The organism is Mammaliicoccus sp. Q-M61 (genome assembly GCF_022386055.1).
GTDB lineage: Bacteria > Bacillota > Bacilli > Staphylococcales > Staphylococcaceae > Mammaliicoccus > Mammaliicoccus sciuri_A.
Window position 1 is genome coordinate 108,471 of record NZ_JAJNJL010000003.1, and the last position, 14,656, is coordinate 123,126.

Annotated in this window: 14 protein-coding genes; 11 read left to right on the forward strand and 3 right to left on the reverse strand. The window is 31.5% G+C overall.

Annotated features, from left to right (window positions below; translation table 11 throughout):
• The first annotated feature begins 13 nt into the window (after window positions 1-13).
• The 6 genes from LQ677_RS05890 (at window position 14) to LQ677_RS05915 (ending at window position 7,477) form a co-directional block, all read left to right on the forward strand.
• The gene (locus LQ677_RS05890) at window positions 14-1,513 is read left to right on the forward strand and encodes a DUF6583 family protein (protein WP_107578001.1); all 1,500 of its coding nucleotides are present in this window, start codon (window positions 14-16) and stop codon (window positions 1,511-1,513) included.
• Window positions 1,514-1,531: 18 nt separating this feature from the next.
• Window positions 1,532-2,698: an ABC transporter permease gene (locus tag LQ677_RS05895; RefSeq protein WP_037589069.1), complete on the forward strand. Its 1,167-nt coding sequence runs from the start codon at window positions 1,532-1,534 to the stop codon at window positions 2,696-2,698.
• Window positions 2,695-3,615, forward strand: coding sequence for an ABC transporter permease (locus LQ677_RS05900; protein WP_191836511.1), 921 nt, complete (start codon window positions 2,695-2,697; stop codon window positions 3,613-3,615). The genes LQ677_RS05895 and LQ677_RS05900 overlap by 4 nt, the downstream gene beginning before the upstream one ends.
• 11 nt (window positions 3,616-3,626) lie before the next feature.
• The gene (locus LQ677_RS05905; protein WP_037589065.1) at window positions 3,627-4,295 is read left to right on the forward strand and encodes an ABC transporter ATP-binding protein; all 669 of its coding nucleotides are present in this window, start codon (window positions 3,627-3,629) and stop codon (window positions 4,293-4,295) included.
• Between the two features lie 476 nt (window positions 4,296-4,771).
• Window positions 4,772-6,163: an L-cystine transporter gene (locus LQ677_RS05910; RefSeq protein WP_037589064.1), complete on the forward strand. Its 1,392-nt coding sequence runs from the start codon at window positions 4,772-4,774 to the stop codon at window positions 6,161-6,163.
• Between the two features lie 144 nt (window positions 6,164-6,307).
• Window positions 6,308-7,477 (forward strand): acyl-CoA dehydrogenase family protein, encoded by a 1,170-nt coding sequence (locus LQ677_RS05915; RefSeq protein ID WP_239748169.1) that lies wholly within the window; start codon window positions 6,308-6,310, stop codon window positions 7,475-7,477.
• Window positions 7,478-7,523: 46 nt separating this feature from the next.
• Here the strand turns inward: LQ677_RS05915 and LQ677_RS05920 are convergent, their stop codons facing one another.
• Window positions 7,524-8,462, reverse strand: coding sequence for a DMT family transporter (locus tag LQ677_RS05920; RefSeq protein ID WP_037589061.1), 939 nt, complete (start codon window positions 8,460-8,462; stop codon window positions 7,524-7,526).
• 146 nt (window positions 8,463-8,608) lie between these two features.
• Here LQ677_RS05920 and LQ677_RS05925 point away from each other — a divergent pair, with 146 nt between their 5' ends.
• The 3 genes from LQ677_RS05925 to LQ677_RS05935 all read left to right on the forward strand — a co-directional run bounded on the left by LQ677_RS05925 (window position 8,609) and on the right by LQ677_RS05935 (window position 10,702).
• Complete coding sequence (locus LQ677_RS05925) at window positions 8,609-8,983, forward strand: YbaN family protein (protein ID WP_025906841.1); 375 nt, start codon at window positions 8,609-8,611, stop codon at window positions 8,981-8,983.
• 191 nt (window positions 8,984-9,174) lie between these two features.
• On the forward strand, window positions 9,175-10,107 hold the full coding sequence (locus tag LQ677_RS05930; RefSeq protein WP_037589060.1) for an ABC transporter substrate-binding protein: 933 nt from the start codon (window positions 9,175-9,177) through the stop codon (window positions 10,105-10,107).
• A gap of 178 nt (window positions 10,108-10,285) precedes the next feature.
• Window positions 10,286-10,702, forward strand: a complete 417-nt coding sequence (locus tag LQ677_RS05935; protein ID WP_191836509.1) for a type II toxin-antitoxin system HicB family antitoxin — start codon at window positions 10,286-10,288, stop codon at window positions 10,700-10,702.
• Window positions 10,703-10,770: 68 nt separating this feature from the next.
• Here LQ677_RS05935 and LQ677_RS05940 read toward each other — a convergent pair whose 3' ends face one another.
• Complete coding sequence (locus LQ677_RS05940; protein WP_037589058.1) at window positions 10,771-12,279, reverse strand: sodium:solute symporter family protein; 1,509 nt, start codon at window positions 12,277-12,279, stop codon at window positions 10,771-10,773.
• Window positions 12,280-12,309: 30 nt separating this feature from the next.
• Window positions 12,310-13,179: an N-acetylneuraminate lyase gene (locus LQ677_RS05945; RefSeq protein WP_204174858.1), complete on the reverse strand. Its 870-nt coding sequence runs from the start codon at window positions 13,177-13,179 to the stop codon at window positions 12,310-12,312.
• A gap of 150 nt (window positions 13,180-13,329) precedes the next feature.
• Here LQ677_RS05945 and LQ677_RS05950 point away from each other — a divergent pair, with 150 nt between their 5' ends.
• Both LQ677_RS05950 and LQ677_RS05955 read left to right on the forward strand, forming a co-directional pair.
• A complete protein-coding gene (locus LQ677_RS05950) occupies window positions 13,330-14,013 on the forward strand; it encodes a FadR/GntR family transcriptional regulator (RefSeq protein ID WP_048541137.1) in 684 nt (227 codons plus the stop codon).
• Window positions 14,013-14,651 carry a FadR/GntR family transcriptional regulator gene (locus tag LQ677_RS05955; RefSeq protein WP_159315494.1) on the forward strand — a complete coding sequence of 213 codons (639 nt, stop codon included), beginning with the start codon at window positions 14,013-14,015 and terminating at the stop codon, window positions 14,649-14,651. The genes LQ677_RS05950 and LQ677_RS05955 overlap by 1 nt, the downstream gene beginning before the upstream one ends.
• The last annotated feature ends 5 nt before the right edge of the window (window positions 14,652-14,656 follow it).

Below are 14,656 nucleotides of genomic sequence, written 5' to 3' on the forward strand. Positions count from 1 at the left end.
AAGAGGTGTTTAAATGTCTACTAAATTAAAGTTACTAATTATAGGAATTGTAGTAGCCTTTCTTGCAATAGTAGGAATTGGTGGCGCAGCAACATATTATTTTCTAACAAATACGCCAAAGAATACATATTTATTAAGTGAACAAGAATCAGCAAAATCTTGGAAAGAATACTTTAACGACAGATTTGAAAACGAAACTGAATTCCAAGATAAAATGAAAGATGAATCTTATGAAACATCATTCAAATTTGGAGCAGAAGTATCAGATTCATTAGTTTCTCAATTAGGCATACCAAAGTCAGTTATCGACTCAACGAATATTGTCTTTAATGTGGGGCATGATCCTAAAGCGAAAAACTCTAAATTAGGTATTGAACCTACAATTGCAGACAACAAGATTGGTAACTTCCAATGGAGCGCAGACAAAAATAATCAATATTTAGAAACACCATTATTTAAAGACATATATAAAGTAAAAAATAATGAAATTAAAAAAGGAATCGAAAAAGCTACTGGTGAATCATTAGATTCAACAGACGGACAAGAAATTACAAATGATTCTTTAAATTTAAATACGATCTTATCTAGCTCTCAAATCTCTCAAGATCAAATCGACAAAATCTCAAAAAGATATAGTGACTTATTTGTTGATCAATTAGATGACGATAACTTTGAAAAAGATAAAGAAAAAGTTAAGATTTTTGATGATGAAAAAGAATTGAAAAAAGTAACAATGAACTTAAGTGAAAAAGATACTAAGAAAATCGTTGTAGCAATTCTTGAAGAAGCTAAAAAAGATGAAGATATTAAAAACATCGTAGAAAAACAAGGTAATGTAAAAGAGTACGATAAAGAAATTAAAGATTTATTGAAGAAAGCTAAAGACGAAGATGTAAAAAATTATCCTAAAGTGAAATCTATCATCTACGTAGACGGTAAAGAAATCTTGAAACGTGACTTAACAATTACAAATAAAGATAATGAAAAAGTTAGAATTCAAGGTACAAATGTTATCGATGATGGCGTACAAGTAGATTATAAAGTATCAGCACCAGGTGAAGACGGTGGACTTACACTTAAAGGTAAATCAACTGGTAAAGATGAAATTAGCGATAAATATGATTTAGAAATCAAAGAAAATTCATACTCAACAACAACATTAAAATTAGATAATAAATCTAAAGTTGATGGAGATAAACGTACAGATAAAGGTAAAGTGACGATTGCACCATCTAGCGGTCAAAGCTTAGACTTAAATTACGACCATAATTTAACAACAGACACTAAAAACAATCAACAAAAACAAAAATTAAATGTTGATTTCGATGTGAATGGTGAAAATATTAAATTAATTATGGATGGTAAAACTGAACTGAAAAAAGACATTAAATTCAAGAAAGATGGCGCGATTGACTTTAATACATTATCAGACTCAGAAGTTGATGATTTAACAAAAGAAATAGAAGATAAGCTACAAGATTTAGGAGAAGATCTTGCGAAAGATATTCAATAATTAGAGAGGAGTGGTTATATGTCGACAATAAAATTGTTCAACATATACCACTCTTTTTTAATTAAAAAGTGGTATTTGATTGCATATATTTTATTATTATTTTTAGCTGTGTTGGCCGTTATGATTGGGGTTAACCAAGTAAATGAAAAAGATCAGGCGTTTACAATTGGAATCGTAGATAAAGATCAATCTAAAGAAACAAAGTTAATTTTAAATGCGATAGGTGATGGGCAATCACTCGGAAATGATTTGTCTATAAAGCATTATAATGAAGAGAAAGCTCGACAACTATTATCAAAAAAGAAAATTGATGGCTATTTTGTCTTTAAAGATGGCATGACGAAAGCATTTTATAAAAATGGTGAGTTACCAATAGTTGTGAATACATATGATAAACAATCAGTTGAAAGTATTATTATTTTGCAGTTAACAGATTCGGTATATAGCCGGTTAATGTTGTCGATGGGTGGGGCGATGTCATATACATCTCTTTATCCTAGTGCATCCGAAAATGAATTGTTAACGATGATGACAGATATGTTATTTACTGGGTTAAATAGAAGCGGCTCCTTTGATGATGAGCCTATCAAAGTATTTGATACGTTCAGTTATTATACAATTTCTACTTATTTTGTATCTATCTTTTTCTTCTTCTTTTCAATTTTTAGCATTTTAAAAATGAATCAAAAAGATGCATTAAAAGAACGATTAAGCATGTATCATTTCTCTTATGAAAAGTTAACAATTGTAAGGGGTGTGTTTAGTCTTTTCTATACTACACTATGGAGCATACTTGGTTTATGGGTTATCATACATTTTCTTAAACCAGATTTTGAAATGTATAATATTGGGCAACTTATTTTAGATATCGCTTATTATTTAGTTATGATATTTTTAGTATTTCTGTTTATAGATATTGCGTTTAGAAATATATTGAATTATTTGTTTAAAGTTTTATTAACGCTAGTAATCTTATTGTTATCTGGCGCTGTGATTCCAATCATTTATTTGAAAAGTTTGAGTGCAGGATTGATTGAGGCATTACCATTTTCAATTGTGTTTAATCAGCTAGTAGAAATGCTTTTAAATAATTACATCATTGACACACATCCAATGTATTATTGGCATTTAGGTATTATGCTTGTATTAGTAATCTCTGCTTTGTATTGGAGGTATCGCCGATGAAATCAATCTTTCATTTAGTTGTTAAAAAGCAATGGAAACAATATGTAACTTTAGTGGCGTTACTGTTAATTACAATATTGATCATTGTAGGTGTTCAAGCATCTAGCAATCAATTATTTAAAATGCCAATAGCAGTTCAAGATTTGGATGAATCTCAATCTTCAAAAGAGCTAGTGCATACTTTAGAGCAAACAAAATATTTAGAAGTTATACGTTTACCTAAGAATGAGGCATATATTGAAGATGTCATTCAAAAAAAGCAAGCAATTGTAAGCTTACAAATACCTGATGATTTTAGTAAACGGTTAAAAGAAAATCGTCTACGTGATAGCATTCCGTTATATTACAAAGATGATTTCATTGGAGAAATTGCATTAGAAGTGACGAGTAAAGCTTTATACAAACAGCAAATACCCGTCATCATTGAGGATCATTTAAAGAAATCCAAACAAGATGTATCGATGCAAAAAATTAAAAAAGCATATATTAAAAATACGCCTCACTCTAAAATGGAACACCATGCAGTTCAAAAGCATTCAGATGTTTCGATTGGTGCAGCAGTATATGTTGCATTACTATTAATTGTAAGTTGTAGTCAAATTGTATTGCATCAACGACTGAAACAAAATGCTGCACTAGAGCGATTAATGATGTTTAATGGCACAAAATTAAAATTATTTACGTATTATATATTGAGTCATGTCATATTATTATTCGCGATTGTAGTCATCACGAGTTTACTACTATCATGGTCATTAAGCATTGTATTTTATTTAGTCTTATTGATGACATTGTTTATATATGAAAGTGTCTTAAGTATATTCTTATTTAAAATAAATACGCTTAGTCATAAATTATTTATGTCTATCATATGGTCTATCGCAATAAGTTGTCTATATTTGTATTTTCAAGTTTAGGAGGTGTATACATGATTACAATAGAGCATTTATCAAAGAAGTATAAAGATAAAGAAATTTTCCATGACTTTAATACAACATTTAAAGATAAAACACTGACTGTATTATTAGGGGAAAATGGTGCGGGTAAGTCGACATTACTTAGAATGATTACAGCATTAGAAAATCCAGATAGTGGAGATATCCGTTATTTTGGGAAAAAGTTAAGCAATAAAAAAATCAAAGAAATCATAGGTTATATACCTCAAGATATTGCACTATTTGAACATATGACAGTTAACGAAAATATAGAATTTTTTAAAGCATTAAATAAACAACCTATATCTTCAGAGCTTATAGAAGATTACTGTAACCAGTTAAATTTATATGAAAGAAAAGCAAAAATTTCTTCGCTTTCTGGAGGAACAAAACGTAAAGTTAATTTATTAATCGGACTGCTCGGAAATCCAAGTATATTAATTTTAGATGAACCAACAGTAGGTATTGATTTGAAATCTAGATTTGATATTCATAAATTATTAAATCATTTAAAAACAACAAGACTCATTATATTAACAACTCACCATTTAGATGAAGTCGAAAGCTTAGCAGATGAAATTAAGTTAATCGGTAAAGATCCATTCTATAGAAATATATTAACCGATAAATCTTGGACATTTGAAGACAGTCTTGTATTGTGAATAAGGCGGTCGTTAGTAACAAAAGTCAGTGGAATTGTAACTAAGGACGCCTATAGTAACAAAAGTCGGCAGAATTGTAACTAAGAGCCGCCATAGTAACAAAAGTCGGCAGAATTGTAACTAAGAGCACCTATAGTAACAAAAGTCGGTGGAATTGTAACTAAGGAGGCCGTTAGTAACAAAAGTCGGTGGAATTGTAACTAAGGAGGCCTATAGTAACAAAAGTTGGTTGAACTGTAACTAAGGAGGCCGTTAGTAACAAAAGTGGGACGAACTGTAACTAAAGCGACCGTAAGTAATTAAAAAAATCATTATAATTTAAAACATACTAAGTTTATTCAAACAATGATCTTAGTATGTTTTTTTGATTGTATTTATCTGAAATTTTAGAAAAAGAAAAACGTATTGCAAAACATATTTTTAAAGTGTATTCTTATTTAATGTATCGGAATTAAATGTTTTTGGGAGGTCCTTTAATGGAAACACTTTGGGTAGTTATTAATATTATTGTTTTCTTATTATTTATTGGTTTATTAGGTTATTTAAATAAGAAACATGTAAAGTTCTCTAAACGTGTTCTTATTGGTTTAGGAATAGGGATTGTGTTTGGTTTAGCTTTACATCTTATTTACGGTGTAGATTCTAAAGTAACAGAGTCGACAGCTTCATGGTTTGATATTGTAGGTACTGGTTATGTAAAACTATTACAAATGATCGTGATGCCACTTATCTTTATATCAATTGTTTCAGCATTTACTAAAATAACAATTGGTCAAAACTTTGCTAAAGCTGGTGCTTGGATATTTACATTCTTATTAGGAACGGTTGCTGTTGCAGCTTTAGTTGGTATTATTTATGCGATGCTATTCAATTTAGATGCATCACAAATAGATTTAGGTAGTGTGGAAAATAGTCGTGGTCAAGAAATTGAACAAACTTCTAAAGATATGACGGCTAATAATTTACCATCACAAATTCTTGAATTGTTACCTGCAAATCCATTCTTAGATTTCACAGGTGCTAGAGGAACTTCAACAATAGCGATTGTTATATTTGCAGGATTTGTTGGATTTAGTTTCTTACGTGTGATGAGAAAAGAACCTGAAAAAGGTAGCTTAATCAAAAGAGGTATAGATGCGATTTATGCCTTAGTTATGGGAATCGTTACTTTTGTATTAAGATTAACACCTTACGGAATTTTAGCGATTATGACTAAAACGGTGATGACAAGTAACTTTGAAGCAGTATGGACATTAGGTAAGTTTGTTGTGGCCTCTTATGCAGCATTAATTACGATGTTCATCATCCATTTAATCTTAGTATCTGTTGTTGGTTTAAACCCAGCTACTTATGTTAAAAAAGCTAGTGAAACGTTACTATTTGCGTTTACGTCTAGATCAAGTGCAGGAACGTTACCATTAAATGTTCAAACACAAACAACTAGATTAGGTGTTCCAGAAGGTATTGCTAACTTTGCAGGTTCATTCGGTTTATCAATCGGACAAAATGGTTGTGCGGGTATATATCCAGCGATGTTAGCTATGATGATTGCGCCAAGTGCAGGTATTGACATTGATTTACCGTTTATCTTATCTGTAATCGGTGTTGTAGTCATCAGTTCATTTGGTGTAGCAGGTGTAGGTGGCGGTGCAACATTTGCCGCTATACTCGTACTTTCAACATTGAATTTACCTATTGCTTTAGCAGGGGTATTAATTTCAGTTGAGCCATTAATCGATATGGGTAGAACAGCATTGAATGTTAATGATTCAATGTTAGCTGGTACAGCTACTGCTAAAATTACAGGACAATTAGATGAAGAAAAATACAATGACCAAGACTTCAATGAACTTGGAGAGTCATATTAATCATTAATTTTATACAGGCACATACTGATACCGATCGTGAATTTCAGTATTGCCTGTTTTTTATAAAAACTTATTGGTATGCTCGGATATATATTGAAAGCAAATAAATACAATGATAAAGTGATAATAAGGAGTGTGGACACGATGAGTAGAGATTTATTTATTAAGAATGAATTCCAACAAAAATGGGTTAATAAAATAGAAAATCATAAAGCGTCATTACAAAAATACGCTGAAAAAAATGATTTAAATTCAGAATTTCCATATGAAAATATAAATTGGTTAATTGATGAAGGCTATACGAAAATTGTACTTCCTAAATCATATGGTGGCGAAGGTGCGACACCAGAAGATATCATTTTATTCCAAGAAACACTAGGTAGAATTGATGGTGCGACGGCATTAGCCATTGGTTGGCATATGGGTGTAGTTGGTCAAATTTATCAAGAAAAATTATGGACGCAAGATTTATTAGATGAATTTGCTGAAGAAGTATTAAATGGTGCGATTGTTAATAGAGCTGTAAGTGAAGCGGAAACAGGCAGTCCAACTCGAGGCGCACGTCCAAGTACACATGCTGATCGTGACGGAGATCATTACATTATAAATGGTGTTAAGACATTTACAACAATGAGTCAAAGGTTAACGCATTTTCTTGTTGGTGCATATGTACCTGAAAAAGAAGCACTCGGTTTCTTTTTAATACCAAGAGAATCTGAAGGTTTATCAATAGCAGAGAATTGGAATATGGTAGGTATGCGTGCTACTGAAAGTCATGATTTAGTGTTAGATGATGTTAAAGTACATGAGAAATACTTAGTAGAAGTTGCGAATGGCCCAAGAGGCAATAATATCAACCCGTGGAATTTACATATTCCAGCAGTATACTTAGGTATTGGCCAAGCAGCACGAGATTATGCTGTTGATTTTGCAAATGAATATAGTCCTGGAAGTATCGATGGCGTAATTGCTGATATTCCAGCTGTTCAACAAAATATTGGTCAGATGGAATTAGAATTAACGACAGCAAGACATTATATATATAGTGTAATCAATAAATATTTAAATCCTTCTATAACAGATGCGGTTATAGATGTTGAATTAGGTGCAGCTAAACATGTTGTTGTGAATCACTCTATTAAAATCATCGATATCGCGATGAGAATTGTAGGTGCGAAAAGCTTACAAATGGAAAGGCCATTGCAACGCTATTATAGAGATATAAGAGCTGGCTTACACAATCCGCCGATGGATGATGTAACCATTACAAAATTAGCTAAAAAAGCTAGAGAAGAAAGAAGTAAACTTAAATAAAAGGATTGGGTTGGGACATAACATCATGTCTCAACCCAATTTTTTATTATAATTGATCTGTTTGTATGACTTTTTTACGTTTTTTACGTCTTGGTTTCATGCCTACTGACATATATAGTACGACAACCAAGATGACAATCATGCCAATAAGTTGCCACAATCCAAATGGTACTTTTAACCATAGAACAGAAGATATAACTGCTGTTACGGGTTCAAGCACACCAAATAATGCAGTTGTTTGTGGGCTAATATACTTCACGCTTTCTAAATACATCCAAAAAGCAAACATCGTTCCGAAAGTGATCACAAAGATGAAATAAATCACACCTTGAACATCTAATAAATGCCAAGGAAATGAGAAGTCTAAGTTGATAATTGAAAGTGCAATACCGCCAATAAACATTGACCAACCGATAACAACAAGAGATGGCCAATTTAAAAATAATTTAACAGCATATACAGTATAAAAAGCAGCTGCACAAGCTGTTAATAATCCCCATACGATTGCATTTGGAGGGACTGATAATGTGGCATAATCACCATTTGTTAATAATAAGCTCGTTCCAAATAGTGAACACACAATAATGATGATATCTGTTATTCTAAATTTGCTTTTTCTAGTGATCAGTAAATATAGTAATATGACGACTGGTGCTAAAAATTGTAACAAAGTAGCGATTGCAACATTACCTTTATCAATTGTCGCCATAAATGTGTATTGCACACCTAACATGCCGAATAAAGCATATATAATCAATTGAAATAATGAATGTTTGACTCTAAATATATTTGTTAAAGGATGTTTCTGAATTAATTTTGCAATGAGCAAAAGGAAAAATCCACTTAATATCAATCTTTCAGCTACAAATAATGAAACAGGTAAATGATATTCTGTAAATAACTTTTCAGTAACTGTTCCACCTAATCCCCAAAAAGTAGCGCCAAGCATCACTAATAAAGTACCTTTTAGTTGTTTGTTTTGCACTTATAAGCCCCTCGATTCTAAAAGATGTTAATTAATTAATTTTAGCATTTGATAAATTATTAAACAATAAGTTGAAATGTTTTACTTGCAATTTTATAATATGCGTTCTTATAATGAACATAATGAGTTAAAAGTGAGGTTTCCGCATGAAATTTGTATTAATATCAGTTGGTATACTTGCTACTATATTAGGATTTGCTGGCGCTGTATTGCCGTTATTACCTACAACACCTTTTATATTATTAGCAGTATTTTGTTTTGCTAAAAGTTCAGATAAATTCCATAGTTGGTTAGTAAGCACAAAAGTTTATAAAGAATATGTAGAAGATTTTCAAAAATATAGAGGGTACACTTTAAAGAAAAAATTCGAACTGCTTATAAGTGTATATATCGTAGTAGGCTTTTCAATTTGGATGGTTGATCATTTTTATATTCGCATAGGTCTTTGCATCATGCTATTCTTCCAAACTGTTGTATTATTCACTTTTGTTAAAACTTTACCAAGTAAAAATAAATCATAATATTCAAATATCGATAAAATGACGTAACGTCTTTTATCGGTATTTTTTTGTTGTATTTGCATACATCATTATTATTGTAAAATAGAATAAAAAAGTTATATAAATTTAAAAATTCTATTGCTATATATATTGAAGGGTTATATAATAGACAAAGATGAAAATGAGAGTCATTATCAATTGGGAGGATAATTATGAAGAAACTTTTAGTGTTTATTATGGCTTTAGCATTAGTTGTTGCTGCTTGTGGCAATAAATCTGATGAGAAAGAGAGCAGCAGTAAAACAAAATCAAGTAAAGAGACAGTAAGTTATAAATTAGACGACGGTAAAAAAATAGATATCCCGAAAAACCCTAAACGTATTGTTGTACTAGCACCATCATACGTTGGTGGCTTATTACACTTAGGTGTTAAACCTGTGGGTGTACCAGCTTCTACAGATCAAACACCAATACTTAAAGATAGAATTAAAGGTATTGAAAAAGTTAGTGAAGACAATGTTGAACAAGTAGCTAAATTAAAACCAGACTTAATCATTACATATAACGCAGATAAAAACTTAAAGAAATATAATAAAATCGCTCCAACAATTCCTTATGACTATGCAAAACACAATTACTTAGACATGCAAGTAGAATTAGGTAAATTAGTTGGTAAAGAAGATAAAGCTAAACAATGGGTAGAAAAATGGAAGAAAGAAACTTCTAAAGACGGGAAAGAAATTAGAGATAAAATCGGCGAAGATACTACAGTATCAGTTATTGAAGCATTCCAAAAAGACATCTATACTTACGGTGAAAACTGGGGTAGAGGAACAGAAGTATTATACCAAGCATTCGGTTTAGCAATGCCAGAAAGCATTGAAAAAGATGTTAAGAAAGACGGTTGGAAAAAAATCTCTCAAGAAGAAATTGAAAAATATTCTGGAGATTACTTATTCTTACCAGTAACAAAAGGACAAGCAAAACCAGAATTCACTAAAACTGAATCATGGAAATCAATTCCAGCAGTTAAAAATGATAAAGTCATCGAAATTGATGCACAAACATTCTGGTATAACGATCCATATTCATTAGAAATGCAACGTAAATACTTAAAAGATGAAATTCTTAAAAAAGCTGAATAATCAATAGCAAATGCTATAACACCGATTCTCATTATCAGAATATAAAAAGCAGGGACGTCAGTCTCTGCTTTTTTATTGTCTTAAAAATTTACATATGTTTAAACATATGTTTTAGTGGTGATATAATATAAGTAAAAAATGAGATAACAATAGAAGTAATATAATAGGAGTGGATGATATGAAATACCATTTTTATGCCTTATTAGAAAAAGAAGATAAATTTTACAATGTTTCATTTCCTGATCTGCCTGGAGCTAATACTTTTGGTGAAAATATAGAGGATGCTATTGATATGGCTTCTGATGCTCTAGGAGGTCATTTATTAGTAATGGAGGATGACCATGATTATATTCCTAATCCTACTAACTATCATGATCTTGCAAGAAATTTAAAAAGTCAGCAACAACTTCAGCTAGTTAAAGTAGACACAAATATTGTGAGGTTACGTGAAGAAAATAAGACGGTAAATAAAATGGTAACTCTCCCTAAATATATGGTAGAGTTAGGCAAAAAAAAGAAAATTAACTTTAGTCAGACTTTACAACGTGCACTTAGAAAGGAATTAGAATTAGGGGAAGGTCATAAAGAAGATTAAAGAACATTATATAAAAAATAAAAAATAAAAAGCAGGGACCCCGATGTCCCTGCTTTTAATATAGTTCATTATTTTGTTTCTTTCACGTATTGATCGTTAATTGTATGAATGGTTAAGCCTACGATATTCTTGTTGTGTTTTGCGAATGGTAAGCTTGCTAAGTAACCTACAATAAATGCGATAAAGAAACCGATAACGGATACTGTAAATGGTGTGATATCTGTTTTTCCTACAAAGTAAGAAACGATTGCTGCGACGATTAGTCCGATGATAACACCATAAGTATTGGCTTTCTTAGTGAATATACCTACTGCAAACACGCCGGCGATTGGTACACCGAATAGTCCTGTTACAAGTAAGAATAAATCCCAAGTTTCGTTTGTCTTTTGATTAATTAAGTATAATGATGCTAATGTACCAAAGACACCTGCAAGAATAATGATGATTCTTGCTAATAATACATCATTTTTAGCGTTATTTGTTTTAGAAAATCTTTGTTTTAAATCGACAACTACACAGGCTGAAATTGAGTTCAAGCTTGAAGAAATTGTTGATTGTGCTGCAGCAAATATAGCAGCGATTAATAATCCGCCAACAAATGGTGGAATTTGTGTCAGAATGAAATAAGGTACGATAGCTGATGTATTAAATCCTTCTGGTAAAGATGTAACATTATTATAGAAGGAATACAACACAGTTCCCATTCCGTAGAAGATAGGGATTGTAATAAACGCTAATAACCCGTTAGTCCATAATGATTTGTTTGTTGATGATATTGAACCAGTTGTTTGATAACGTTGAACGATATCTTGGCTGGCAGTGTATTGGTGTAAGTTATTAAAGATAGAACCAATAAATATAATTGGAATTGCAGCGGCAGCAGTCCCGAATTTCCAGTTATCCACTGAGACAAACTTCTTATCTTGTACAGCTTCATTTAAGACTGTACCGAAGTTTCCATCAATTTGGAAAGCACCTAAGAAGATAACGGCAACAGCACCACCTAATAAGATAATACCTTGAATAACGTCGCTCCAAATAACCCCTTCTATACCGCCCATAAACGTATAGATAACACATAATAATCCAACTAACGCTGCGATTAAATATGGGTTAATATCTGAAACGGAAGTGATTGCTAATGTTGGTAAATAAATAACAATCGCAACACGACCAATATGGAATAATGTAAATGCTAAAGATCCAATAACACGCATTGTGATACCAAATCTTTCTTCCAAATATTCATAAGCTGTTGTTACATCAAGCTTTCTGAAGAATGGAATATAGAAATAAATCAGTAATGGAATGATCGCGATAATGGCGATATTTCCTGCTGCATAAGACCAGTCTGTATTAAATGCTCTTTCTGGTGTTCCCATATAAGTAATCGCACTTAAAGTTGTCGCATAAATTGAGAATCCAACTGCCCATGCAGGGACTCTACCTTTTGCTTTGAAGAACGCGTCTGTATCTTGACCAGCTCTTTTTGTAAAATATACACCTACTAATAACGTTGCAATTAAATATAAAATTAATGCAATCCAGTTTCCTGTACCAAATCCTACTTCATTCATAATATGACATCCCCTTTGTACATCAAATAATTATAAATTGTATTTAGAAACAAGTTCTTTAACTTTTTTGAGTGATGCTTCATCTAATGGCGCGAGTGGTCGTTTAGTCGTACCAGCCTCAATGCCATTTTCATTAAGAACAGCTTTTAAAGTAGGATAAATACCTAAAGCTAATACTTGCTCAATAATATCGTTTGTTTCATGTTGAATTTCATATGCTTGTTCAATTTTGCCTTCTTTAGCTAAATTAAAGATTTGTCTAGCACGTTGTCCATTGATGTTATAAGTTGAACCAATCGCACCATCTACACCTGACACAGCAGCTTGAATAAGCATTTCATCAAAGCCAGAAAGTATTAATTTGTCTGGGAATGCTTTTCTAATTCTTTCTAATAAGTAGAAGTCAGCAGCAGTATATTTAATACCGATGATTTTTTCATTTTCGAAAAGTTCTTCAAATTGTTGTATAGATAAGTTAACACCAGTTAATGCTGGAATTGAATAAATAATCATTTCATTACCAGTAGCTTCAATGATGGCATTGTAGTAATACTTGATCTCTTCGAATTTGAATGGGTAATAAAATGGTGTTACAGCTGATAACGCATCATAACCTAATTCTGTAGCAAATTTACCTAATTCGATCGATTCGTTTAAATCTAATGCACCAACTTGTGCGATTAATTTAGCGTCTGATCCTACTTCGTCTTTAACAATTTCAAAGACTTTCTTCTTCTGTTCAGTATTCATTAAGAAATTTTCACCAGAACTACCATTTACATATAAACCATCTACTTGTTGTTTATCGATATTTTGGCGAATGATTTGTCTTAAACCTGATTCTAAAATATTGCCTTCCTCATCAAATGGCACGAGTAATGCAGAATATAATCCTTTCATTTAAAAAAACTCCTTTATATTTATTAATTGATAATATTGTCAGACCAATTTATAATCATATTGTAAGCGAATACATATTCTTCTGTCAATCGTTTTATTATTTGATACATCACTTATGATAAAATAAATAATTAAGAGGAGGTAGGTAAAATGATGAAACGAACATCACTCGTTGATGTGGCTGTTGAAAAATTAAAAGAATATATAGCAGAACATCAATTTGATAATGGAGATAAACTACCTTCAGAGAAAATGCTTGTCGAACAATTAGGGGTGAGTCGCACAGTTGTGAGAGAAGCGATTAGTCGCTTGCAGCAAAGTGGTCTCATTCAAGTTAAATCAGGAAGTGGCATGTTTATAACAGAGAAGAATAAACATTTATCAATGCTTTTTGAGTCACATATGAAAGTGCATGGTTTTAAAATTAAAGAATTACTGGAAGTGCGTAAAATATTAGAACTTGGTGCGATACGACTCTTAATAGAAAATAAAATCGTAATCGATGCGAATAAACTAAGAGATTTGAATGATATTTATTATGAGTCTTTCAACAAATCTCAAAAATTCGCGCACTATGATTCAGCCTTTCATGAAACGATTATTATCTTTACTGAAAATCAAACATTAATCACAATGAGTAAAGTTATTAAAGAGTATTTCGATAAGAACCAGTTTAATCAAATCGTTGATAAAGAAGATATAGAAAAATCTTACAAAGAACATGCTGATTTAATAGAAGCAATTGAGAAACAAAATTTAACTTTAGCACATGACATTATTAATAAACATCTGTCTAGAGTCGTTGAGTGGATAGAAGAATTGGAGCAAAAATGATGGGTAAATTAGATAAGATTGAAGTCCAAAGTTTGAAGTCGCAAGTATTACAAGAAATTAAGCAATATATTTTGGATAAAGGCATGACAGAAGGGGATCGCTTACCGACAGAACGTGCGTTTACTGAAATGTATGGCGTGAGTCGTTCAGTTGTAAGAGAAGCTTTGAGTTATCTAGAACATACAGGTGTGATCGAGACAGTTCAAGGAAGAGGAACGGTTATCAAAGCACCAGATATCTCTAGTTTAGTTGAAGGATTTCTATTTAGTTTTCAAGTCGCAAATGGTTCGAAAAATGATTTACTTTCATTGAGAATTATTTTTGAATGTGCAGCTATTGAAGAAATCGTTAAATTGGATAAGGATATCAGTGAATTAAAAGCAATTGTAAATGAAGATGTTATCAATCATTATGAGAATGATAAGGCATTTCATCAAACGTTATTAAGTACTACAGGAAATGTATTATTTGAACAATTAAGCTCTGTTATTCAGTCTTACTTCTATCATATTGAAGAAGAAGGGAAAGAAATTAATTATATTCAAACGAATGAAATGCATAAGAAAATTATAGAAGCAATTGCCAATAAAGATGTTCAATTAGCTAAAGAACTTATGACGACACATTTGTCTATTTAGGAGGA